We start from the raw sequence: 23,748 nt of genomic DNA on the forward strand, positions 1-23,748 counted from the left end.
GACGCCTACACGAACCAGCTCAGCACCAGCGCCACCACGAACCCCGCCACCGACAGGACCGACTCCAGGACCGTCCAGGTCCTGAGAGTGTCGCGTTCGGTGATGCCGAAGTACTTGGCGACCATCCAGAAGCCACCGTCGTTCACGTGGGAGGCGAAGATGGAGCCGGCCGAGATGGCCATGATGACCAGGGCGACGAAGGCCTGGGAGTGGTGGCCCCCCGCGAGGAGGGGCGCGACGATGCCGGCCGTGGTGACGATGGCGACTGTCGCCGAGCCCTGGGCGACGCGCAGGACGAGGGAGATCAGGTAGGAGAGGACCAGGACCGGCAGGCCCACGTCGTGGAAGGTGTCGGAGAGCGCCTGGGCGACCCCGCTGGCCTTGAGGACCGCGCCGAAGATCCCGCCCGCGCCGACGACCAGCAGGATGTTGCCGACCGGCTTGAGGGAGGCGGTGGAGACGGTCTCGAGGGACTTGCGGGACCAGCCCCGTCGTATGCCCAGCAGGTAGTAGGCGAGGAGCAGGGCGATCGTCAGCGCCACGAAGGGGTGGCCGAAGAACTCGATCACCGAGCGGCCCGTGGAGGGGTCCAGCGCGATGGAGGAGAAGGTCGCGGCCAGGATCAGGATCAGCGGGGTGCCGATGATGCCCAGGACGGTGCCCAGAGGCACGGGCCTCTCCTGCGGCTCGACGCCCGACGCGCGCTGCTCGTCGATCACCGCCTGCCGGGCCTCCGCCGCCGCCTCCACCATGTCCTGCGGTACGGCCACGAAGACGCGGTTGCCGATCCACGCCGAGTAGGCCCATGCGGCGAGCACCGCCGGGATGCCGCAGACGACGCCCATCAGGATGACCCAGCCGAGGTCCACGTGCAGAAGGCCGGCGGCCGCCACCGGACCCGGGTGCGGGGGCAGGAACGCGTGGGTCATGGACAGGCCCGCGAGCAGCGGGAGGCAGTACAGCAGGATCGACTTGCCGCCCCGCTTCGCCGCCGCGTACACGATCGGCGCGAGGACGAAGATGCCGACGTCGAAGAAGACCGGGATGCCGAAGATCAGGCCCGTGAGGCCCATGGCGAGGGGGGCTCGCTTCTCGCCGAACAGCCCGAGCAGTCGTGACGCCAACACCTCTGCGCCGCCGCTGACTTCGAGGATCGCGCCGAGCATCGTGCCGAGGCCGATGATGATCGCGACATGGCCGAGGATGCCGCCCATGCCGGACTCGATGGTGGACACGGCGTCCGACCGCTGGACCGTGCCGAAGAGTTCGGTGACGGAGAGCCCGGCGAGCAGGCCGACGGCTATGGAGACGGCGAGCAGGGCGACGAAGGGCTGCAGCCTGACCTTGATGATCAGGAAGAGGAGGAGCGCGATACCGAGGGCGGCGACCGTGAGGAGGCCGGGTGTTCCGTCGATCAGGAGGAGCAGGCCACCGGTGTGGGGTGGGGCCTGGGTGGGGGTGGTCGCGGCGAGCGGGAGGGACATGGGGGTCCTCTGGGTCAGTGCATCGGGCTTTCGGGCAGGGGGGATCGCGGCACGGCACCCAGGAAGTCCTGGGTGCCGTGCCGTGTACTGCGTGCGGGAGTTGAGTGGCCGTCAGCCGAGGACGGCGAGCGCGTCGATCTCGATGAGGAGACCCGCGGGCAGGCCGACGTAGACCGTGGTGCGCGCGGCGGGCGGGGCGGTGAGCGCCTGCTCCTCGAAGTACGCGTTGTAGATGTCGTTCATCTCGGCGAAGTGGTCGACGTCGGTCAGATAGACGCGGATCATCATCACGTCGTCCCAGCTCGCGCCGCCCTCCTCGAGGATCGCCTTGACGTTGGCCAGGGTCTGGAGGGTCTGTTCGCGCAGGGTGGGGCCGGCGGGCGTGGGGGGCTTGCCCTCCTCGGCGGGCAGGAAGCCGACCTGTCCGGCGACCTGGAGGATGTTGCCCTTCTTGACGCCGTGGGAGAACTTCGCGGGCGGGGTGGTGTGGGTCTTGGGGGTGAGCGCGATCTTGTCGGTCATACGGGGTCCTTCGCTTCGCTGTCCTTCACGGGGGTTCTGCCGGAGTACTCGCCGCTGATGGCGTCGGCCGTGCGCCGCACCAGGGGGAGCAGGGTGAGGAGTTCGTCGGCGGTGACGACGACGTTGGGCGCGGAGACCGACATCGCGGCGACGACCCGGCCGTCGGCGCCGCGGACGGGGGCCGCGACGCAGTTGATGGACTCCTCGTGGCCGCCGAGGTCGGTGGCCCAGCCCTGCTCCCGGGCCTTCTCCAACTCCCTCAGGAAGGCGGGGGCGTTGGGGGTGGAGCGGGCGGTGTACGCGGGGTAGTCCAGCTTGTCGGCCAGGGCCCGCCGCTCGGCCTCCGGCAGGTCGGCGAGGAGCAGCTTGGCGACGGCGGCGACGGTGATGGCGACGGGTTTGCCGATCCGGGAGTACATCCGTACCGGATAGCGGCTCTCCACCTTGTCGATGTAGAGCACCTCGTTCTCCTCGTACACGGCGAGGTGGACGGTGTGTCCGCACTGTTCGTTGAGGCGTACGAGGTGGGGGTGGGCGATCTCGCGGATGTCGAGGTTCTCCATCGCCTCCTGGGCGAGGGCGATGAGGCGGGCGCCGAGGCGGTAGCGCTGGTCGGACTGGCGGTAGACCATGCCGTGTTCGTGCAGGGTGCGCAGGAGGCGCAGAGCCGTGGACTTGTGCACGCCGAGGCGGTCGGCCACCTGGCCGAGGTCGGCGGGGCCCTCGGCGAGCAGTGGCAGGATGCTGAGCGCTCGGTCGACGGTCTGGCTCATGGGGTGCGTTCCTCCTCCGGGGCCTGCTCGGCTCGGGTCCAGCCGGGGCCGAGTCGAAGTCTCCCCCACGTGTCGTCGTCGAGGGCGGCGAGGCGGTCGGCGGTGTCGCGGGAGGGGGGTGCGGCGAGGTCGCCGGGGACGGTGAGTGCGGCGGCGGCCGCGAGGTGGCCGTGGCGGAGGCGGGCGGGCACGGGCAGTTCGCGGAGGGTGGCCGAGAGGAACCCGGCGGCGAAGGCGTCACCGGCGCCGACGGTGGCGACGACGTCGACGTGGAGGGCGGGCACGAAGGTGGTCGTCGGGCCGGTGAACGCCGTCGCTCCCCGCTCCCCCTGCTTGACCACCAGGACCGCCGGTTCGGGCAGCGTCTCCCGGACGGCCGCCGGTCCGCCCGTGACGCCCCAGGCGTGCTCGGCCTCGTCCTCGCCGACGAAGACGAGGTCGGACCGGCGGGCCAGGTCCCGCAGCACGCGCGCGCCGTCCGCGTCCGGCCACAGTCCCGCGCGGTAGTTCACGTCGAAGGAGATCAGCGGGCGCGCCGGACGCGGTGCGGTCAGCTCGCGCATCAGGGCGAGGCAGCCGTCGGACAGTGCCGCCGTGATCCCGGACAGGTGCAGGATCCGGCCCGCCCGCACCGCCGCCAGGTCGACGTTCTCGACGGTCATCGCGGACGCGGCCGAGCCGGCGCGGTAGTACGCCACCTCGTGCGCGTCGGTCGCCCGGTCGCCGGCCGTGCGGAAGTAGACGCCGGTCGGGCGGGCCGGGTCCCGGTGCACGGCGGAGACGTCGACGCCGTGGCTCGCGACGGTATCGACGAGGTGGTCGCCGAAGCCGTCGGCGCCCACTCTGCTCACCCACCGCACGGCATGACCGGCGGCCGCCAGGACACACGCCACGTTGGACTCGGCGCCGCCGATGGCGCGGTCGAAGGAGGGGACGTCGGCGAGGCGGCCCGGGCGGGAGGGCAGGAAGGCGACCATGGACTCGCCGAGCGCGACGACGTCCACGCCGTCGCCGGTACTGCTGGGTCCGCTGGCGGTCACGATGGTGGTGGCTCCCGGGTCGGATGCGGGGACGGCTCCGTTGACCCCGCGTTGGCCGAGATGTTAGACAGCGGTGAGCGATATACGCAATGGATGTTGCACCCACTGCAACAGGCCAGATCAGGGAGGCTTCCATGACAGCCGACAGTCCCTCCGAAGCCCTTGCGAGCCTCTCCGGGGAACGTGTCGACCACCGCTTCAAGGGCCTCCCGCCGGACGCCGAGGGCCTCACCGTCGGCGAGCTGGCCGCCCAGCGCCGCAACCTCTTCACCGACGGCTTCCCCACCCCCGTCCTCGCGCTGTCCGCCGAGCGCCTGGAGCACAACCTCGCGCTCATGGAGACGTACGCCGTCCGCCACGGCCTCTCCTTCGCGCCGCACGGCAAGACCTCCATGGCGCCCCAGCTGTTCCGGCAGCAGATCGAGCGCGGCGCCTGGGGCATCACGCTGGCGGTGCCGCACCAGGTGCGGGTGGCCCGACGGTTCGGGATCCGGCGGGTCTTCCTCGCCAACGAGCTCGTGGACGCCGCCGCCCTGCGCTGGATCTCCGGCGAGCTGGACGCCGACCCGGACTTCCGGTTCGTCTGTTACGTCGACTCCGTGCGCGGGGTCGAGCTCATGGACGCGGCGCTCAAGGGGGCCGTCCGCCCACTGGACGTCGTGGTGGAGCTCGGCGCCGGTGAGGGCGCCCGTACCGGTGTCCGTACGGAGGCGGAGTGCGCGGCCGTCGCCGACGCGGTGGCCGGGACGCGGACGCTGCGGCTCGTCGGGGTGGCGGGCTACGAGGGCGAGGTGCCGCGGGCCGATCCGGAGCGGGTGCACGCCTGGCTGCGGCGGCTGGTCGCGCTCGCCGTCGACTTCGACAAGGCGGGGCGTTTCACCGGCCTCGACGAGATCGTCGTCAGCGCGGGCGGCAGCGCCTGGTTCGACGCGGTGTCCGACGTGTTCGCCCGGATCCCCGAACTGTCCTCCCCCGTTCTGAAGTTGCTGCGCTCCGGCGCCTATGTCTCGCACGACGACGGGCACTACCGGAAGGTCACGCCCTTCAACCGGGTGCCCGAGGAGGGCGCCCTGGAGCCGGCGTTCCGGCTCTGGGCGCAGGTCGTCTCGCGGCCCTCCGCCGAGCAGGCCTTCGCCAACGCGGGCAAGCGGGACGCGGCCCACGACCTCGACCTGCCCTTCGCCCAGGTGGTCCGCCGGGACGGCACCGAGCGCCCGGCCACCGGGATCGAGGTGACCGGTCTGTCCGACCAGCACGCATGGCTGCGGACGACCGGCGAGGCGGACGTGGAGGTCGGAGACTGGGTGGGGATGGGGCTGTCGCACCCGTGCACGTCCTTCGACAAGTGGCAGTTGATCCCGCTGGTCGAGGCGGACGGCACGGTCGTCGACTACATCCGTACGTTCTTCTAGAGGGAGCCCGCGATGGAGGAGCTCGTCATCCGGGACGCGGACGTCGTGGACGGCAGCGGTGAGCCGTCGTACCGCGCGGACGTGGTGATCGACGACGGCAGGATCGTCTCGATCGTCAAGGAGGCGGCCGCGGCCGGCTGTCTGCGGCCCAAGGCCGTGCGGGAGCTGGACGCCGAGGGGCTGGTCCTCTCCCCCGGCTTCATCGACATGCACGCCCACAGCGACCTCGCCCTGCTGCGCGACCCCGACCACAGCGCCAAGGCCGCGCAGGGGGTCACCCTCGAAGTCCTGGGCCAGGACGGGCTGTCGTACGCCCCCGTCGACGACCGCACCCTCGCCGAGGTGCGCAGCGCGATCACCGGCTGGAACGGCCACGGCGACGACATCGACTTCGACTGGCGGTCGGTCGGCGAGTACCTGGACCGGCTCGACCGGGGAATCGCCGTCAACGCGGCCTATCTCGTGCCCCAGGGCACGGTCCGGATGCTCGCCGTCGGCTGGGAGGACCGGGAGGCGACGCCCCAGGAGCTGGACCGGATGCGGCAGTTGGTCGCCGAGGGGATGGAGCAGGGCGCGGTCGGCATGTCCTCCGGGCTGACGTACACGCCCGGCATGTACGCCAAGGACTCCGAACTGACCGAGCTGTGCCGTGTGGTGGCGTCGTATGGCGGCTACTACTGCCCGCACCACCGCAGTTACGGGGCCGGCGCGCTGGAGGCGTACGAGGAGATGGTGGCCCTGACCCGCGAGGCGGGCTGCTCCCTGCATCTCGCCCACGCCACCATGAACTTCGGCGTGAACAAGGGCCGCGCGCCCGAGCTGCTGTCGCTGCTGGACGAGGCGCTGGCGTCCGGGGCGGACATCACCCTGGACACGTACCCCTACACCCCGGGCTGCACAACCCTGGTGGCGATGCTGCCCAGTTGGGCGAGCGAGGGCGGGCCGGAGGCGATCCTCAAGCGGCTGGAGGACGACGACACGGCCGAACGCATCCGGCACGACCTGGAGGTCGTCGGCTCGGACGGCTGTCACGGCGTGCCCATCGAGTGGGACACGATCGAGATCTCCGGCGTGACGGACCCGGGGCTGGCGGACTTCGTGGGCCGTACGGTCCGGCAGTCGGCGGACGCGCGCGGCGAGGCTCCCTGGACCACCGCCCGTCGCCTGCTCCTCGCGGACCGGCTGGGCTCGACGATCCTCCAGCACGTCGGGCACGAGGAGAACGTCCGGCAGATCATGCGGCACCGCGTCCACACCGGCGGCTCGGACGGCATCCTGCAGGGCACCAAGCCGCATCCACGGGCCTACGGCACCTTCCCGCAGTATCTCGGCCGCTATGTGCGGGAGTTGGGGGTGCTGTCGCTGGAGGAGTGCGTCGCGCACCTCACCTCACGCCCTGCGGCGCGGCTGCGGCTGCCCGACCGGGGACTGGTCCGTGAGGGCTACCGGGCCGACCTGGTGCTCTTCGATCCGGCGACGGTGGCGCCGGGGGCGACCTTCGAGGAGCCGCGCACCCTGCCGACGGGCATTCCCCACGTCTTCGTCGACGGGAAGTTCGTGATCGAGGACGGCCGGCGCACGGACGTGCTCGCGGGACGGGCGGTCCGTCGTAGTCCCGTACGACGGAACGCCACCCGGGCCTGATCTACGGCTTGGGCAGCACGCACCCGCCGGCGTTGAGGTTGAGCTTGTTGCCGGTCGTGAAGCAGGCGGGTATCTGGTAGGTCTCCTCGGCGTAGTTGATGCCCTCGCGGACGGTGACGTTGCCGTTCGCGTCGACCTCGCACGGGTTGTTCTCCGTGCAGCGCTCGCCGTCCTCGTTGCCGGTGTTGTTGACGGCGACGACCTTGCCGGTGGCGTTGTCGATCACCGGGGAGCCCGAGGTGCCGCCGATGGTCTGGCAGGCGGAGGTGTAGCGGACGGAGTCCTTCCAGGTCCAGTCGCCCTCCTTGAGGCGGTAGACGAACCCGTCGATGTTGCAGGCGTAGGTCCGCTTCCAGTAGCCGGACACGACGGTGATCGCGGTGCCGGCGGTCGGGTGGGTGTCCTGCACGGTGAGCGGGCTGATGCCGTAGGAGCTCTTGATCGCGGAGTACGTGGTCGTCAGACGGTAGATCGTGACGTCCGTGTCGGTCATGGTCGAGTAGACGACCTGGTTGGCGCGGAGCGTGGCGACCTTGGTGCCGGCCGAGTTCAGCAGACCGAAGGTACGGCTGGAGGACTGGCCGGTGATGACCTCGCCGGGCTCCGGGAAGCCGGTCTCCAGGCAGTGGCCGTTGGTCATGACCAGCGCCGGGTCGGTGTCCGCGGAGTTCGGGAAGCGGATGACCGAGCCGGAGCAGTTGCTGAGCGAGACGGTGCCGGCGAAGTTGACCGCCTTGACCGCGGGGGCCGGCGCGGACGCCGCGACCGCCGGTGCCGCGCCGGATCCGGCGAGCACCAGCGCGGTGACCACGGCGCCGAGAGGCTTCTTCATGTGGGGGTCCCCTCATTGCGACAGATTTTGTCATGGGCATTGTGAGGGGAGGGGGGTGGTGGGGCAAGGAGCGATTTCAGGACCGGCGTTGGCGGATTTCCGCGCAGGCGGTGTCGACGTACTGGGCGAGGGTCCTGGGACTGTCGGTGATCCGCGCACCGAGCTCACCGGCTCGCTGCAGGCGGGCGGGGGTGAGACGGTTGACGAAGAACACCGCGGGCCCGAAGAGGCCGCTCTCCCTCCAGCGCGCGAGGTCGACGAGTCCTTCGTCCCCGCCCGGACCGCGTGAGACGTCGGAGATCAGCAAGTCGAACCCGAAGGAGCCGAGGAAGACCTCGGCGCTCGGCCGGTCCTGGGCCAGGATCACCGCGGCACCCTGGCCCTGCAGTCGGCGCACCCGCTGGAAGTTCTGTTCCGGGTAGTCGTCGACCCACAGGATGCTGACGCCGGTGTAGTCGCTCCGCGCCTCCCCCGCGGGCGGCTCCTCGTCCTCCCGGATCATCGCGACCGGAGCCGCGCCGCCCTCCTGCAACCGCCGCACCAGCTGGTCGGCCTGCGGAAGCCGCATCCATTCCTCGATGGGAACCGGCCGGTTGGGGAACGGCCGTGTCCCGGGCCTCACTTGGGGTGCTTCGTGGCGCCCTGTCCTCGCCCCTGCCTGTTGCCGGAGTTGCCCGGGGCCGCGGTGGTCGTGGTGGGGGCCGAGCTGACGGGGGCGGTGGCTGTTCCGGTCGAGGGCTGCGGTGCGGTGGCCGACGTCCCGGTCGTCGCCGTGCCGCGGGCGGTCGACTCGCTCGCGGTCGCGGGGGCGGACGGCCGCGTACCGGCGGGGGCCGCCGAGGCCCCGGCGCCGCGCGGGGACGCCGTGGGTGTCGGGGAAGCGTCCGCCGACGGTGCCGGGCGTCCGCCCTTCCCCTCCGGTCCGCCCGAGGACGCGCCCGAGAGGGACAGCGCGGTGATCACGGCCGCCGACAGCGCACCCACCGCCCCCGCGGCGACCAGCATCCGCCGCCGTCCCCGCGTCCCGCGCTCGCGCCGGCGTGCGGCGGCCCGGCCACCGGCGGGGAGGGCCGGGTCGGTCTCGGGCACCCTGGGCAGCTCCGCCGTCCGGTCGTACGCGTTCTGCCAGCCGTGCGCGGCCGCCGGGTCCGCGTAGCCCTCGTACGCGGGCGTCGATTCCGGGATCGGGTGGTACACGTTCGGCGGATCCTGCGGGGAGCCGTTCTTCCTGTTCGCGTGCTGAGGTGACCCGGACATGACCGCGCATTCTAGGGACTGGTGGGACCACTGAGACAGTTACCGGCGATAACAGCCCAAACCCAGGCGTCTCGCGTGGTGGAAAACACGGTCCCAGAGGCGTTACCGGGCCGTAAGCTCCCAGACATGCAGGTGATCCAGTCGACCAAGCTCGCCAACGTCTGTTACGAGATCCGGGGCCCGGTGCTCGAGGAGGCGATGCGGCTCGAGGCGGCCGGGCATCGGATCCTCAAGCTGAACACCGGCAACCCGGCGGCGTTCGGCTTCGAGTGCCCCCCGGAGATCCTGGAGGACATCCTCCGCAACGTCTCCACCGCACACGGCTACGGCGACGCGAAGGGCCTGCTGGCCGCCCGCCGCGCGGTCGTCATGCACAACCAGACCCTCGGCATCGAGACGGACGTCGAGCACGTCTTCATCGGCAACGGCGTCTCCGAGCTGATCGTGATGGCGATGCAGGGCCTGCTGGACGACGGCGACGAGGTGCTCGTACCGGCCCCGGACTATCCGCTGTGGACCGCCGCGGTCTCCCTGTCCGGCGGTACGGCCGTGCACTACCGGTGCGACGAGCAGGCCGACTGGATGCCCGACCTCGCGGACATCGAGCGCAAGGTCACCGACCGCACCAAGGCCATCGTCATCATCAACCCCAACAACCCGACGGGCGCGGTGTACGACGAGGCGATGATCAAGGGCTTGACGGACATCGCCCGCCGCCACAACCTCCTCGTCTGCTCGGACGAGATCTACGACAAGATCCTGTACGACGGCGCCACGCACACCCCGACCGCCGCGGTCGCGCCGGACCTGCTGACTCTCACCTTCAACGGCATGTCCAAGGCCTACCGGGTGGCCGGCTACCGGGTGGGCTGGATGTCGATCTCCGGGCCGCGCGCGCACGCCGACTCCTACATCGAGGGTCTGACGATCCTGGCGAACATGCGGCTGTGCGCGAACATGCCCGGACAGCACGGAGTGGTCGCCGCGCTCAGCGGGCGGCAGTCCATCAACGACCTGGTGCTGCCGGGCGGCCGGCTGAAGGAGCAGATGGACACGGCGTACGAGCTGCTGACGCGGATCCCGGGGGTGAGCTGCGTACGGCCGAAGGGGGCGCTGTATCTCTTCCCGCGGCTCGACCCCAAGGTGTTCAAGATCAAGGACGACCGGCGGATGGTGCTGGACCTGCTGCGCAGCGAGAAGATCATGGTCGTGCAGGGATCCGGGTTCAACTGGCCCGAGCCCGATCACTTCCGGGTCGTGACACTGCCGACCGTCACGGACCTGCGGGACGCGGTAGGGCGGATCGGGCGGTTCCTGGACGGCTACGGCCAGCCCTAAACCTCTCTCGCGCCGCGGATTCCGGGATCTTCTTGGATTCGCTCAACTTTAGACGAAATCTAAGCTAGGATGGTTTCCTGACAGCTTCTGGAGGCCATCCCATGTACGAACCGATCCGCACCAAGTCGGTCCACAGCACGATGGCCGGCACGAGCTCCGACTTTCCGCACCGCTCCCGCGAGGAGGAGCTGGACATCCAGCTCGCGGGACACCTCGCCGCACTGCTCGCCGTCACGGACGAGCTGCGGGCGGCGGCTCCCTCCGCCGACCTGGACGAGGCGGCCGAGCGGCTCGCCGAACAGGTGGCCCGGCTGCGAGGCGGGGTGACACCGGTGCGTATGCAGGTGGCACCGACCGAAGTCGACCTCACCACCCTGCACGAGCGGGCGCACGCCCTCGCGGGCCGCGCCCTGGTCGTGGCGGCCTCACGGGCCGACACGGCGGCGGCGATCCTCGCCGCGGAACGCATGGACGCGCACACGGAGGCCCTCGACCCCCGCGAACTCGCGTCCCGCTGAGCCCCACGAGGGCTCCCCCGACGGCCCCGGTCCGCGTGCACCCGCAGCGACGCGCGGACCGGGCGCCACACACTGCGTTGGCTTGGGCCGCGGGTCTTTGTGTCGCCGGGTTGTGAAGTGCGGTGGGCCGCGGTGCGCTTCGCCGTAGGGGTGCGTGTCGTTCGGCGGCTGCGGGCTGGTTGTGGCTTGTCGCGCCGTTCCCCGCGCCCCTTGGGGCGCGTTGCAGGGCCGGAGCGATCGCGACACTCCCCGTTCACCCCACACATCCGGGAATGTTGGGTTCCGGGAGCACGCTCCCCGGCGTGAGACGTATCGCAGGAATCGTCCTCGCGGTGTTGCTGATCGGCGGCGTGGTGGCTGCCGTCGTGGCGGGCCGGGAAGCGGACGACAAGGGCACGGCAACGAAGACCGTGCGCATGGTGATCGGGTCCGAGAAGGCGGAGTACTTCGCGGACCCGGCCGTGGTGAAGGCCCTCGCCACCAAGGGATTCACCGTGAAGGCCGAGACCTCCGGGTCCTGGGCCATGGAGGGGCTCGACCTCAAGGGGTACGACCTCGCGTTCCCGTCCAGTCAGGCGCCCGCCGTCGAACTGGCCACCCGCTACAAGGTGCAGGGCACCCTCGCCCGACCCTTCTACTCGCCGCTCGTCGTCGTGGCCCACCGCAACGCCGCCCAGGTGCTCGCGGCCAACGGTCTCGCGACCCTGGACACCGAGCACCGCGGCACCCTGAAGATGGCCGCCTATCTCGACGCCGCCCGCCACGACCGTACGTGGCAGCAGCTGAAGGGGGCGAGCAAGTACGGGGAGTTGACGGGCACGCTCTTCCTCTCCTCCACCGACCCGGAGACCTCCAACTCCGGCGCCCTCTACCTCGCCGCCGCCTCCTACGTGGCGAACGGCGGCCGGGTGGTGGCGAGCAAGACCGACCTCGACCGCACCGAGCCGCTGATGAAGAAGCTGGTGCAGGTCCAGGGCGCCCAGCAGTCCAGCTCGGACGCGGTGTTCCGGGACTTCGTCAGCGGCGCCGGCAATCCGCTGGTGGTGGTCTACGAGTCCCAGGTCGCCTCGCTGCCGGCGGGCGGACAGCAGCCCGGTGACCTCGTCGTGCTCTACCCGGACACCACGGTCAACAGCGACCACACCGTCGTGCCGTTCACCGACAACGGCAAGGCACTCGCCCAACTCCTCTCCACCGACCCGGAGTTGCGCAAGCTCGCCGTGAAGCACGGTTTCCGGCCGCAGGGCACCGCCACCGAGTTCGCCTCGGCGACCACCTATCTGAAGCAGGAACTGACCGGTGTCCGGCAGGCGCCCGTGCCCACCTCCGCGGTGCTGCACGAGATGGCGCGCCGGGCGCGCGGATGACACGGGGGACCCCATGAACAGCTTCAACACCAGTCAGAACAGCGGCAGTCAGCACACCCTGAGCGGCGACGACGTCTTCACGCTCACCCCGCCCGAGGCCGTCGCGCCGGTGCCGCGGGAGAAGGCCGGCGGGCTCGTGCCGGTGGACGACAGCGTCCGTACCGACATGGCCGCGAAGGCCTCCGCCTACGTCGCCGGTCTCGCCGCCCTGGACGCCCGCTCGCCCGAGTTCGCCGGCAAGGTCGGCGAGATCACCGGACTCGGCGCCGGAGAGATGCGGACCGCGGCCACGCAGTCCAACCGGATGCTGGAACGGACCGTGAAGAGCCTGCCGAGCAAGGGCGGGGACGCCCAGTCGCAGGTCGCCGGCTCGCTGGTCGAACTCCGGCGGGTGGTCGAGGACCTGGATCCGCGGGATCTGCCCGCGAACAAGGGCCGGAAGTTCCTCTCCCGGCTGCCCGGCGGGAACAAGCTGCGCGATCACGTCGCCAAGTACGCCTCCGCGCAGGGCACCTTGAACAGGATCGTCGGCTCGCTGCGCGGCGGCCAGGACGAACTGCGCCGGGACAACGCCGCGTTGCAGACCGAGCGGGTCCGCCTGTGGGAGACCATGGGCAAACTGCAGGAGTACGTGGTGCTCACCGAGGCCCTGGACGCGGCCGTGGAGCAGCACCTCGCGGGGATCCGGGACCCCCAGGAGGCCGACGGTCTCCGCGCCGACGTGCTCTTCCCGGTCCGGCAGAAGCACCAGGACCTGCTCACCCAGCTCGCGGTGTGCGCACAGGGCTACCTCGCCATGGACGTCGTACGCCGCAACAACGACGAGCTGATCAAGGGCGTCGACCGGGCCGCCACGACCACCGTGTCCGCCCTGCGCATCTCGGTGATGCTGGCGTCCGCGCTGGACAACCAGAAGAAGGTCGTCGAGCAGGTCAACGCCCTGCGCGGGACCACGGAGGACCTGATCCGGGGCAACGCGGAGATGCTGTCCACGCAGAGCGGGGAGATCCAGCGGATCGCCGCGGACCCGGCCGTGGGGGCCGAGACCCTGCGCTCGGCGTTCCAGCAGATCTACCGGACGCTGGACGCGATCGACACCTACAAGGTCCAGGCGACCGAGGCGATGGCGACGACCGTCGAGAACCTGACGGCCGAACTCCAGTCGGCCAGCGCCTACCTGGAGCGCAGCCGGTCGCGGGGCGCGCTGGAAGGGGGTCTCGCATGAGACGGACCCTCACCGCCGTCGTGTCGGCGGCGGCCCTGCTGACCGCCTGCTCCTCGGCGCACAAGACCGACCCCGACGCCCCACGGCCCGGCACCCTGCGGGTCCTCGCCTCCAGCGAACTCGCGGACATGGCCCCGGTCCTGGACCAGGTCCGCAAGGACATCGGCCTCACGGTCCGGCCCACCTACATGGGCACTCTCGACGCCGTGAACCTGCTGGCGTCCGGCAGGGCGGACGGCCGTTACGACGCCGTGTGGCTGTCCTCGAACGACTATCTGCGGCTGCGCCCGGAGGCGGCGAAGAAGGTCGTCTCCGAGACGCCGGTCATGTCGAGCCCGGTGGCCATCGGCGTCAGGACGGCCTCCGCGCAGGCGCTCGGCTGGACGCCGGAGAACGTCACCTGGTCCCAGGTGGAGAAGGCCGTACAGGACGGAAAACTGACGTACGGCATGACGGACCCGGCCCGCTCCAACTCCGGCTTCTCCACGCTCATCTCGGTCGCCTCCGCCCTCTCCGGCGCCCAGTCGGCGCTCACCGACGCGGACGTGGCCAAGGCGACGCCCCGTCTGAAGGAGTTCTTCAAGGGGCAGAAGCTGACGTCGGGTTCGTCGGGCTGGCTGGCGACGGCCTACAAGCGGCGCGGGAACGTCGAGGCGCTCCTCAACTACGAGTCCGTCCTCAAGGGCATCCCGGGCCTGACCGTGATCCGCCCCAAGGACGGGGTGGTCACCGCCGACTACCCGCTCTCCTCCCTCGCCGACACCGACGCGGCGACCCGTGAGGAGGTCCGGCGCCTGACCGAGGCCCTGCGCACGCCGCGGATCCAGCGCGAGATCACGGCCGACACCCACCGCCGCCCGGTGATCCCCTCGGTGCCTCCCGCACCCGGCCTCGACACCTCCCGGCGCCGCGAACTCGCCTTCCCCGGCACGCGTTCGGTCGCCGACGGCCTGTTGCACTCCTACGAGAACGAACTGCGCCGCCCCTCCCGCACCGTCTACGTCCTCGACACCTCCGGCTCGATGGACGGCGACCGCCTCAGCCGGCTGAAGAAGGCCCTCTCGGACCTGACCGGCGACTTCCGCGAACGGGAGGAGGTGACGCTGATGCCCTTCGGCTCGGACGTGAAGAGCGTACGGACCCATGTGGTCGACCCGGCCGATCCGCAGGCCGGCCTGAAGGCGATCCGCAAGGACACCAAGAAGCTGTCCGCCGACGGCGACACCGCGATCTACACGTCCCTGGAGAAGGCGTACGAGCATCTCGGCACCAGCGGCGACACGTTCACGTCGATCGTGCTGATGACGGACGGCGAGAACACGACCGGCGTGAAGCCGAAGGACTTCGACACCTTCTACCGCTCGCTGACCGGCGCCCAGCGGGACACCCCGGTCTTCCCGATCCTCTTCGGCGACTCCGACCGCAGGGAACTGACCCACATCGCCGACCTGACCGGAGGCCGCCTCTTCGACGCGCAACACGGCTCACTGGACGGCGCCTTCGAGGAGATCCGTGGCTACCAGTAGGTTGATGAGGTTCCTGGAGTCCCGCAAGAACATCGCGGGAAGCGCGGGCGGTCTGGCGGGCCTGGTACTGACGTTCACGGGGGTCGCCGGGCCGTACTGGCCGGTGGTCGTGGCCGGGCTCTACGGCGCGGGCGCGCTCATCGCCCCGCCGGAACGACCGCCCCTGCCGGACTTCCCGTCCCCGTCGGCCCAACTGGAGGAACTGCGGGCCGACTTCGACAAGCTGGGCACCTATCTGGCGGAGGTCGACCTCCCTCCGGCCGCCGCGGGCCGCCTCACCGAGCTGACCGATCTGCTGACCGCGCTGCTGGACCCGGGCTGGGTGGCCGAGGTCCTGGCCCAGGACCCGGAGGGCGTCCACACCCTGTCCCGGACGGTCCGCCAGGACATTCCGGAAGCGGTCGACAGTTACGTACGCACCCGCTGGTGGACCCGTATGACCCCGGGCTCCGAACCCCCGGAACGCCACCTGGAACGCCAGCTCACGCTGCTGCAGGAGGAGGCGGAGAGACTGGCGACGGCACTGAGAGAGACCGAGGCCCGCCGCCAGGAGACGCACACCCGCTATCTCGAAGAACGTTCTCCTTGAGGCAACGGCGAAGGCCTGCCCCTTCCCTCCCGTCGGGGCGGACGGAAGGACAAGGGCAGGCCCGAGCCGCGCACGCCGTTGTGCGCGGCCTCGCCGTACAACACCGCGGCCGGCCGTGACGATCACTGGTCAGGGCACATCCCAACCGGCCGCGGAGCCTCACGAGCCGGACGTCAGCCCAGCCGCTGCACCAGCGCCCGGTACTCGTCCCACAGCTCCTTCGGCGTGTGGTCCCCGAACGTGTTGAGGTGCTCGGGAATCAACGCCGCCTCCTCCCGCCACACGTCCTTGTCGACGGTGAGCAGGAACTCCAGGTCGGACTCGGACAGTTCGAGCCCCTTGGTGTCGAGGGCGCCCTTGGCCGGGAGGACACCGATCGGCGTCTCGACACCCTCCGCCCTGCCGTCCAGCCGCTCCACGATCCACTTCAGGACCCGGCTGTTCTCGCCGAAGCCCGGCCAGACGAACTTGCCCTCGTCGTTCTTGCGGAACCAGTTGACGTAGTAGATCTTCGGCAGCTTGGACTGGTCCTTGTCCTTGGCCACGTCGATCCAGTGCCCCATGTAGTCGCCCATGTTGTAGCCGCAGAACGGCAGCATCGCGAACGGGTCGCGGCGCAGCTCGCCGACCTTGCCCTCGGCGGCCGCGGTCTTCTCCGAGGCCACGTTGGCGCCCAGGAAGACACCGTGGTTCCAGTCGAACGACTCCGTCACCAGCGGAACGGCGGAGGCGCGCCGGCCGCCGAAGAGGATCGCCGAGATCGGCACGCCCTTCGGGTCCTCCCACTCGGGCGCGATGATCGGGCACTGCGAGGCCGGCACGGTGAAGCGGGCGTTGGGGTGCGCGGCGGGCTCGGCGGACTCCGGCGTCCAGTCCCGGCCCTTCCAGTCGGTGAGGTGGGCCGGGGTCTCCTCCGTCATGCCCTCCCACCAGATGTCGTTGTCGTCCGTCAACGCCACGTTGGTGAAGACCGAGTTGCCCCACAGGGTCTTCATCGCGTTGGCGTTGGTGTGCTCACCCGTGCCGGGCGCGACGCCGAAGAAGCCGGCCTCGGGGTTGATGGCGTACAGCCGGCCGTCCTCGCCGAAGCGCATCCAGGCGATGTCGTCGCCGATGGTCTCCACGGTCCAGCCGGAGACGGTGGGCTCCAGCATGGCGAGGTTGGTCTTGCCGCAGGCGCTCGGGAAGGCGGCGGCGACGTACTTGGACTCACCGGTCGGCGGGGTGAGCTTCAGGATCAGCATGTGCTCGGCCAGCCAGCCCTCGTCGCGGGCCATGACGGACGCGATGCGCAGGGCGTAGCACTTCTTGCCGAGCAGGGCGTTGCCGCCGTACCCGGAGCCGTAGGACCAGATCTCGCGGGTCTCGGGGAAGTGCGAGATGTACTTGGTGGAGTTGCACGGCCACGGTACGTCCGCCTCGCCCTCGGCGAGCGGGGCGCCCAGCGTGTGCACGGCCTTGACGAAGAAGCCGTCCGAGCCGAGCTCGTCGAGGACGGGCTGTCCCATGCGGGTCATCGTCCGCATGGACACCGCGACATAGGCGGAATCGGTGATCTCGACGCCTATCGCGGAGAGGTCCGAGCCGAGCGGGCCCATGCAGAACGGGACGACGTACATCGTCCGGCCCTTCATCGAGCCGCGGAAGACGCCCTTGTCGCCGGAGAAGATCTCCCGCATCTCAGCGGGGTCCTTCCAGTGGTTGGTCGGGCCCGCGTCCTGCTCCTTCTCCGAGCAGATGAAGGTCCGGTCCTCGACGCGCGCGACATCGGTCGGGTCGGAGGCCGCGTAGTACGAGTTGGGGCGCTTGATCGGGTCGAGCTTCTTGAAGGTGCCCTTCGCGACGAGCTCCTCGCACAGGCGCTCGTACTCGGCCTCGGATCCGTCACACCAGACCACGTTGTCCGGCTGGGTCAGTTCGGCGATCTCGTTCACCCACGAGACCAGTTCCTGATGCTGGGTGGGAATGACGGGGGGAGCCGCGTTGTCGCGCGCCACGATTGCTCCTAAATGAGGGATTTTGTGTTTGGAGGCCCCGTGGGGGCTGCGGCCCGGATGCTTCGTGGCTGGATCTTCAGCGCTCATCCGGTGCCGACCGCACTCATTTGATCATCCGACGCAAGTGCCCATATGTCCAGAGGGCCTCACAGGTGAGCGGAGTGGGGATCGTCACGTCTCTTTTGTGTGCGACGCGTTTATTTGCGTGCACCTAGGGTTCAAGTGACCGTTTCTTTGCGCGGTATACGCCGACCGCCGACCGCCGTGAGATGATGGCCACTCTTGACCGCTTCTCGGTCCGCACTGATTCGTAACTTACGGTTCCGTAGGTACGATGCGAGACATGACAGCGCCCGTCCCCGACGCGTCCACCGGAACGCCGGCCGCCGGCCGCGGTTCCGAAACGTCCTCCCTCCCGCACCAGATCAAGCAGCACGCCCAGCAGCTCGCCGAGCCGATCAAGCCGAAGCTCCGCGGCTGGCTGCACCTGGGCATGTTCCCGGCCGCACTCGTCGCGGGCCTGGTCCTCACCGCCCTCGCCGACTCGGCCAGAGGACGCATTGCCTGCGGGATCTACGCACTGACGGCCTGCCTTCTGTTCGGCGTGAGCGCGCTCTACCACCGGGGCAACTGGAGCCCGCGGATGGACGGCGTGCTGCGCCGCCTCGACCACGCCAACATCTTCCTGATCATCGCGGGCACCTACACCCCGCTCACGATGCTCCTGCTGCCGGGCGCCAAGGGGCAGTGGCTACTGTGGGGCATCTGGGGAGCGGCCGCGGCCGGGATCATCTTCCGGGTCTTCTGGGTCGGCGCCCCGCGCTGGCTCTACACCCCCTGCTACATCGCGATGGGCTGGGCCGCCGTCTTCTTCCTGCCCGACTTCATGCGCACCGGGGGCATCGCCGTCCTGGTCCTGGTCATCGTCGGCGGCCTGCTCTACAGCGCGGGTGGCGTGATCTACGGCATCAAGCGGCCGAACCCGTCACCGCGCTGGTTCGGCTTCCACGAGGTCTTCCACTCCTTGACGCTGGCCGCGTTCGTCGTCCACTACGTCGGGATCTCCCTGGTGGCGTACCAGCACGCCTAACCACTCCACCGCTCCACGCTCATGGCCACGGCTTGCCGCCGTGGCCATTTTTCGTATGCCGGTAGGAACTTTCGATTGACAGTTACTAGATATTGAGAGCTACTCTCATTTCATGGTTACTGTCACCCCAAACCCGCGGCGTTGGTGGGCCCTGGCCGCCCTCGTCGCGAGCATGCTCACGCTCGGCTTCGACACGACGATCCTCAACGTGGCCCTGCCGACCATGGCCGCCGACCTCGGCGCCACCACCGGCCAGCAGCAGTGGATGGCCGACTCCTACGTCGTCGTCTTCGCCGCGCTGATGCTCCCCGCCGGACTCCTCGGCGACCGGTTCGGACGGCGGCTGATGCTGATCGTCGGACTCGGGATCTTCCTGACCGGCTCGCTGGCGGGCGCGCTGGCCGGTGATGTGACCTGGGTCATCGCGGCCCGGGCCCTGATGGGCGTCGGCGCCGCCCTGGTCACCCCGCTCGCGCTCTCCGTGCTGCCCACCCTGTTCGCCGCCGACGAGCAGCCCAAGGCGACCGCGATCGTCACCGCCGCCTCCGCGCTCGGCCTGCCGCTCGGTCCGATCATCGGCGGCTGGCTGCTGAACCACTTCTGGTGGGGTTCGGTCTTCCTGGTCAACGTCCCGATGGCCGCGATCGGCATCGCCGCCTGCGTCTTCCTGCTCCCCGAGACCCGCGACCCCGCCTCTCCCCAGGTCGACACCGTCTCCACCGCGCTCACCGCGACCGGACTCGGCGCCCTGGTCTACGCGATCATCGAGGCACCCACCCGCGGCTGGAGCGACCCGCTGGTCCTGGCGATGTTCGTGGCGGCCGTCGCCCTCATCACCGCCCTGGTCCTGCGCGAACGCCGGGTGGAGCGCCCCATGCTCGACATGACGCTCCTCGCCCACCGCGGCTTCCTCTTCAACACCATCGCCGCGACCCTGGTGATGTTCGTCCTGTCCGGCCTGCTCTTCGTGCTGCCGCCCTACCTCCAGGCGGTCCTCGGCAACGACGCCTTCGGCACCGGCCTGAGGCTGCTGCCGATGATGGGCGGCCTCCTGGTCGCCTCCCGCACGGCCCCGCAGGCCACCGTGCGCTTCGGCGCCCGCGCCACGGTCGGCGCCGGCCTGGCGGTGCTGGCCTTCGCCGCCCTCCTCGGCAGCCGTACGACGGTCGACTCCGGCTACGGCTTCACCGCGTTGTGGCTCTCCATCACCGGCCTCGGCTTCGGCTTCTCGCTCATGCCGGCCATGGGCGGCGCCCTGGGCGCCCTGCCCCGCGACCGGGCCGGGAGCGGCTCCGGGCTGCTCATGACGCTGCGCCAGGTCGGCGGCGCGGTCGGGATCGCCGTGCTCGGCAGCCTGCTCTCCGCCACCTTCCAGGACCGGCTCGACGTCACCGGGCTGCCCGCCGGGGCTGCCGACACCGCCGGGGACTCGGTCGTCGCGGCGCACATCGTCGCCGAGAAGGCGCACTCCGCTCACCTGGCCGCCTCCGCGAACAGCGCGTACGTCCACGGCATGGGGCTGGTGCTGCTGGTGTGCGGGGCCGCGGCGCTCGTGTCGGCGCTGCTGGCGGCGGTCTTCCTGCCCGGCACGCAGGCCGCGCGGGAGACCGCGTCCCTGCCGGAACCCCCGGAGATGGCCGCCGAGCAGGCTGATGCCCGACAATGACCGGCATGACGGCCGCACGATCCCCCCTCTCCCCCGCCGACCGCCCCGGACTCGGTCTGCGTGAACGCAAGAAGATCAAGACCCGCGAGGCGATCCGCACGGCCACCTATGAGCTGATCAAGGAACAGGGCTACGACGCCACGACGATCGAGCAGATCGCCGACCGGGCGGAGGTGTCGCCGTCCACCGTCTTCCGCTACTTCCCCACCAAGGAGGACATCGTCCTCACGGACGAGTACGACCACCTGATGCTGGAGGAGCTGCGGGCCAGGCCCCCCGGTGAGCCGTGGATGGACTCGCTGCGCCACATCATGGAGACGGCGATCGAGCTCACCACCCGGGAAGACCCCGAGATGATGAGGATGCGCGCGCATCTCGGGGTCCAGGTCCCCGCCGTCCGCGCCCGGATGTTCGAGAGCATGTCGGAGACCGGGCGCATGCTGTGCGAGGCGATCGCCGACCGCTCCGGCCTGGAGCCGGACGACCTCCGGGTCCGGGTCTACGCGATGTCCCTGATCGGCGGCCTCATGGAGGTCTCCATGTACTGGGCGGAGAACGACTTCAAGGGCGAGCTCAAGGACCTCATGCACCAGGCCCTCGACGTCATGGAACACGGCCTGCCCGCCCGAAACCCCTGAGCCCCGCGCCATGCCATCCTGACCGGGTGAACGGTCCCGAGATCCACGTCGAGTTCGCCCCCGACCTGACCCCGTTCGTGCCGCGCGGCCCGCGCCGGACGCTCGTCACCGACGGCTTCTCCTCCCTCGGCCACGTCGTCGAATCGGCCGGCGTCCCGCTGACCGAGGTCGGCTCCCTCTGGGTCCACGGCCGCGAGGTCCCGACGTCGTACGTCCCCGCCGCCGGCGACGCGGTGGAGGTACGGCCCGTCGCCCGCCCCCAGCAGGTCCCCGGCGCACCCCTCCGCTTCCTCCTCGACGTCCACCTCGGCACCCTCGCTCGCCGGCTGCGCCTGCTGGGCGTGGACACCGCCTACGAGTCGACGGACCTCGGCGACCCGGCCCTCGCCGCCCTCTCCGCCGCCGAACAGCGGGTCATGCTCAGCCGCGACCGTGGCCTGCTGAGGCGCCGCGAACTGTGGGCGGGCGCCTACGTCTACAGCACCCGCCCCGAGGACCAACTCCGGGACGTCCTTGACCGCTTCCGCCCCGAACTGCGGCCCTGGACCCGCTGCACCGCCTGCAACGGCCTGCTGAAGGAGGCCACCAAGGAAGAGGTGGCGGACCAGCTGCACGGCGGGACCCAGCGGTCGTACGACGTCTTCGCCCAGTGCCGGAACTGCGGGCGCGCCTACTGGAAGGGCGCGCACCACGAGCAGCTGGTGGCCATCGTGGAACGCGCCCTGGAGGAGTTCGCGCGTTAGTCCCGGCCGGCCAGCGCGGCCCGCAGCCGGTCCCGGTCTGTGGTCGGGGCGTCGCAGGCGAAATGGCGGCAGACGTAGGCGGCGGGCCGTCCGTCGACGAGAGGACGCTCGGCGAGCAGCGGGAACTCATCGCTTCCCGGTGTGCCGACGGCGACCACCGCACCCGGGGAGGTGCCCAGAAGTGCCGTGCGGTGCAGGGCCTTCGTGCCCTCCTCGTCGATCGCCGGCCCGACGATCGCGACCTCCTTCGGCCCCTCGAGCACGGCCTCGGCGACCGCCAGCCCCCAGCCGATGAACCGGGGCACCCGCGGACCGAGCGCCTTCACGACGCCCAACGCCCTTTCGGCGGCAGTGCGATGCGGCTCCGCGCCGGTCTGGGCCGCGTAACTCAGCAGTGCGCCCGCGGCGGCGGTCCAGCCGGAGGGCGTCGCATTGTCGGTCGGGTCCTGCGGCCGGCGGATCAGCCGCTCGGCGTCGGCGCCGGTGTCGTACAGCGAACCCGACTCCTGGTCGACGAAGCGCGCGAGGACATGGTCCAGCAGGAACCCGGCGAACTCCAGCCACACCCCCTCCCCCGTGACCGACGCGAGCGCCAGGAAGCCCTCGGCCACGTCGGCGTAGTCCTCCAGCACGCCCGCGTTGGCGCCGACCTGGCCGTCCTTGCTGGTACGGGCGAGGCGGACCTGCTCGTCGAGATGCAGCCGGACGAGGAGATCGGCGGCGCCGACCGCGGCCTCGACCAGGTCCGGGCGGTCGAAGTAGGCGCCGGTCTCGGCCAGCGCGGCGATCGCGAGACCGTTCCACGCGGCCACGACCTTGTCGTCACGGCCGGGAGCGGGCCGCCCGGCCCGCGCGCCGAGCAGCCGCTCCCGGATGGAGGCCACCTTCTCCGCATCCAACAAACCGTCGTGCTGCGGAAGTTGGAGGACGGACTGACCGTGCTCGAAGGTGCCGTCCTCGGTCACCCCGAAGTACTGGGCGGCGAGTTCGGCGTCCTCGTCCCCGAGCACCTCGGCGAGTTGGTGGGGCGTCCAGACGTAGTACGCCCCCTCGACGTGCCTGCCCGTCCCGTCGTCGCTGTCGGCGTCCAGGGCCGAGGCGAACCCGCCCTCGTTCGTGCGCAGTTCACGCACCATGAAGTCGGCGGTCTCCAGAGCGACCCGGCGGGCGAGTTCCGAGCCGGTGGTACGCCAGAGGTGGGCGTAGACGCGGCACAGCAGGGCGTTGTCGTACAGCATCTTCTCGAAGTGCGGGACCACCCAGTCACGGTCGACGGAGTAGCGCGCGAACCCGCCCCCGAGCTGGTCGTAGATGCCGCCGCGGGCCATCCGCTCGCAGGTGTCCGACGCCATCTGCAGCGCGCCCTCGGAACCGGTGCGGGCGTGATGCCTCAGCAGGAACTCGATCACCATGGACGGCGGGAACTTGGGCGCCCCGCCGAACCCTCCGCGCTGCGGATCGTACTCCCGGGTCAGCCCGAGCAGCGCCTGCGCGAGCTCCTCCTCGCCGGGGATCTCCGTACCGCCGTAGTTGATCTCACGCTGGGACAGGTCCCGCACGATCTTCCCCGCGACCTCCGCCACCTCGTCCCGCCGGTCCGCCCAGGCGGCCCGCACCCCCTCCAGCACCTGCCGGAAGGACGGCATGCCGTGCCGCGGGGCGGGCGGGAAGTAGGTACCGAAGTAGAAGGGCTCGGCGTCGGGCGTGAGAAACACGGTCATGGGCCACCCACCCTGCCCGGTCGCCGCCTGCACCGCCTCCATGTACACGGCGTCGACATCGGGCCGCTCCTCACGGTCGACCTTGATGTTGACGAAGTGGTCGTTCATGAAGCCGGCGGTGTCCTGGTCCTCGAACGATTCATGAGCCATGACATGGCACCAGTGGCAGCTCGAATACCCGACGCTCAGCAGCACCGGTCTGCCGGTCTTACGGGCCTCGTCGAAGGCCTCGGCCGACCACGGCCACCAGTCGACGGGGTTGTCGGCGTGCTGGAGGAGGTACGGGGACGTCTCATGGGCCAGTCGGTTCACTCCTCCACTCTCCCACGGGCTCCGGCAACGCGGAGTGACGCCCGCCGACCGGGC

Annotated in this window: 21 protein-coding genes; 12 read left to right on the forward strand and 9 right to left on the reverse strand. The window is 70.5% G+C overall.

Annotated elements, in window-relative coordinates; translation table 11 throughout:
• Positions 1–5: 5 nt before the first annotated feature.
• From ABZZ74_RS06720 to ABZZ74_RS06735, 4 genes are all read right to left on the reverse strand, one after another.
• Positions 6–1,484 (reverse strand): gluconate:H+ symporter, encoded by a 1,479-nt coding sequence (locus ABZZ74_RS06720; RefSeq protein ID WP_356762225.1) that lies wholly within the window; start codon positions 1,482–1,484, stop codon positions 6–8.
• A gap of 111 nt (positions 1,485–1,595) precedes the next feature.
• Positions 1,596–2,006 carry a RidA family protein gene (locus ABZZ74_RS06725; RefSeq protein ID WP_356762226.1) on the reverse strand — a complete coding sequence of 137 codons (411 nt, stop codon included), beginning with the start codon at positions 2,004–2,006 and terminating at the stop codon, positions 1,596–1,598.
• Positions 2,003–2,779 carry an IclR family transcriptional regulator gene (locus tag ABZZ74_RS06730; protein WP_356762227.1) on the reverse strand — a complete coding sequence of 259 codons (777 nt, stop codon included), beginning with the start codon at positions 2,777–2,779 and terminating at the stop codon, positions 2,003–2,005. Before ABZZ74_RS06730 ends, ABZZ74_RS06725 begins: the two co-directional genes overlap by 4 nt.
• On the reverse strand, positions 2,776–3,756 hold the full coding sequence (locus ABZZ74_RS06735) for a sugar kinase (protein WP_356762308.1): 981 nt from the start codon (positions 3,754–3,756) through the stop codon (positions 2,776–2,778). The genes ABZZ74_RS06730 and ABZZ74_RS06735 overlap by 4 nt, the downstream gene beginning before the upstream one ends.
• 197 nt (positions 3,757–3,953) lie before the next feature.
• Here ABZZ74_RS06735 and ABZZ74_RS06740 point away from each other — a divergent pair, with 197 nt between their 5' ends.
• Both ABZZ74_RS06740 and ABZZ74_RS06745 read left to right on the forward strand, forming a co-directional pair.
• Positions 3,954–5,231, forward strand: coding sequence for an amino acid deaminase (locus ABZZ74_RS06740; protein WP_356762228.1), 1,278 nt, complete (start codon positions 3,954–3,956; stop codon positions 5,229–5,231).
• Positions 5,232–5,243: 12 nt separating this feature from the next.
• Positions 5,244–6,875 carry a D-aminoacylase gene (locus ABZZ74_RS06745; protein ID WP_356762229.1) on the forward strand — a complete coding sequence of 544 codons (1,632 nt, stop codon included), beginning with the start codon at positions 5,244–5,246 and terminating at the stop codon, positions 6,873–6,875.
• Position 6,876: 1 nt separating this feature from the next.
• On the opposite strand, the gene ABZZ74_RS06750 is transcribed toward ABZZ74_RS06745, so the two are convergent.
• The 3 genes from ABZZ74_RS06750 to ABZZ74_RS06760 all read right to left on the reverse strand — a co-directional run bounded on the left by ABZZ74_RS06750 (position 6,877) and on the right by ABZZ74_RS06760 (position 8,964).
• Entirely contained in the window at positions 6,877–7,707 is an 831-nt protein-coding gene (locus tag ABZZ74_RS06750; RefSeq protein WP_356762230.1) for a serine protease, read from the reverse strand.
• Positions 7,708–7,783: 76 nt separating this feature from the next.
• Positions 7,784–8,275 carry a hypothetical protein gene (locus ABZZ74_RS06755; RefSeq protein ID WP_356762231.1) on the reverse strand — a complete coding sequence of 164 codons (492 nt, stop codon included), beginning with the start codon at positions 8,273–8,275 and terminating at the stop codon, positions 7,784–7,786.
• 50 nt (positions 8,276–8,325) lie between these two features.
• Positions 8,326–8,964 (reverse strand): hypothetical protein, encoded by a 639-nt coding sequence (locus ABZZ74_RS06760; RefSeq protein WP_356762232.1) that lies wholly within the window; start codon positions 8,962–8,964, stop codon positions 8,326–8,328.
• A 126-nt stretch (positions 8,965–9,090) separates the two neighbouring features.
• On the opposite strand from ABZZ74_RS06760, the gene ABZZ74_RS06765 reads away from it, so the two are divergent.
• The 6 genes from ABZZ74_RS06765 (at position 9,091) to ABZZ74_RS06790 (ending at position 15,527) form a co-directional block, all read left to right on the forward strand.
• Complete coding sequence (locus ABZZ74_RS06765; RefSeq protein WP_356762233.1) at positions 9,091–10,302, forward strand: pyridoxal phosphate-dependent aminotransferase; 1,212 nt, start codon at positions 9,091–9,093, stop codon at positions 10,300–10,302.
• Between the two features lie 101 nt (positions 10,303–10,403).
• A complete protein-coding gene (locus ABZZ74_RS06770) occupies positions 10,404–10,820 on the forward strand; it encodes a hypothetical protein (protein ID WP_356762234.1) in 417 nt (138 codons plus the stop codon).
• 272 nt (positions 10,821–11,092) lie between these two features.
• On the forward strand, positions 11,093–12,187 hold the full coding sequence (locus ABZZ74_RS06775) for a hypothetical protein (protein ID WP_356762235.1): 1,095 nt from the start codon (positions 11,093–11,095) through the stop codon (positions 12,185–12,187).
• 13 nt (positions 12,188–12,200) lie between these two features.
• On the forward strand, positions 12,201–13,412 hold the full coding sequence (locus tag ABZZ74_RS06780) for a toxic anion resistance protein (RefSeq protein WP_356762236.1): 1,212 nt from the start codon (positions 12,201–12,203) through the stop codon (positions 13,410–13,412).
• The gene (locus ABZZ74_RS06785; protein ID WP_356762237.1) at positions 13,409–14,938 is read left to right on the forward strand and encodes a VWA domain-containing protein; all 1,530 of its coding nucleotides are present in this window, start codon (positions 13,409–13,411) and stop codon (positions 14,936–14,938) included. The genes ABZZ74_RS06780 and ABZZ74_RS06785 overlap by 4 nt, the downstream gene beginning before the upstream one ends.
• Positions 14,939–14,942: 4 nt before the next feature.
• Positions 14,943–15,527 (forward strand): hypothetical protein, encoded by a 585-nt coding sequence (locus ABZZ74_RS06790; protein ID WP_356762309.1) that lies wholly within the window; start codon positions 14,943–14,945, stop codon positions 15,525–15,527.
• Positions 15,528–15,700: 173 nt separating this feature from the next.
• Here ABZZ74_RS06790 and ABZZ74_RS06795 read toward each other — a convergent pair whose 3' ends face one another.
• Positions 15,701–17,524, reverse strand: a complete 1,824-nt coding sequence (locus tag ABZZ74_RS06795; protein ID WP_356762238.1) for a phosphoenolpyruvate carboxykinase (GTP) — start codon at positions 17,522–17,524, stop codon at positions 15,701–15,703.
• 343 nt (positions 17,525–17,867) lie between these two features.
• Between ABZZ74_RS06795 and ABZZ74_RS06800 the strand changes: the two genes are divergently transcribed.
• The 4 genes from ABZZ74_RS06800 (at position 17,868) to ABZZ74_RS06815 (ending at position 21,661) form a co-directional block, all read left to right on the forward strand.
• On the forward strand, positions 17,868–18,614 hold the full coding sequence (locus tag ABZZ74_RS06800) for a hemolysin III family protein (RefSeq protein WP_356762239.1): 747 nt from the start codon (positions 17,868–17,870) through the stop codon (positions 18,612–18,614).
• A 112-nt stretch (positions 18,615–18,726) separates the two neighbouring features.
• Positions 18,727–20,280 carry a DHA2 family efflux MFS transporter permease subunit gene (locus ABZZ74_RS06805; RefSeq protein ID WP_356762240.1) on the forward strand — a complete coding sequence of 518 codons (1,554 nt, stop codon included), beginning with the start codon at positions 18,727–18,729 and terminating at the stop codon, positions 20,278–20,280.
• Positions 20,277–20,918 carry a TetR family transcriptional regulator gene (locus ABZZ74_RS06810; protein WP_356762241.1) on the forward strand — a complete coding sequence of 214 codons (642 nt, stop codon included), beginning with the start codon at positions 20,277–20,279 and terminating at the stop codon, positions 20,916–20,918. Before ABZZ74_RS06805 ends, ABZZ74_RS06810 begins: the two co-directional genes overlap by 4 nt.
• 26 nt (positions 20,919–20,944) lie before the next feature.
• Positions 20,945–21,661: a Mut7-C RNAse domain-containing protein gene (locus ABZZ74_RS06815; protein ID WP_356762242.1), complete on the forward strand. Its 717-nt coding sequence runs from the start codon at positions 20,945–20,947 to the stop codon at positions 21,659–21,661.
• On the opposite strand, the gene ABZZ74_RS06820 is transcribed toward ABZZ74_RS06815, so the two are convergent.
• The gene (locus tag ABZZ74_RS06820; protein ID WP_356762243.1) at positions 21,658–23,694 is read right to left on the reverse strand and encodes a thioredoxin domain-containing protein; all 2,037 of its coding nucleotides are present in this window, start codon (positions 23,692–23,694) and stop codon (positions 21,658–21,660) included. The genes ABZZ74_RS06815 and ABZZ74_RS06820 overlap by 4 nt on opposite strands.
• Between the last annotated feature and the right edge of the window lie 54 nt (positions 23,695–23,748).

Source organism: Streptomyces sp. NPDC006476 (assembly GCF_040612015.1).
GTDB lineage: Bacteria > Actinomycetota > Actinomycetes > Streptomycetales > Streptomycetaceae > Streptomyces > Streptomyces griseorubiginosus_B.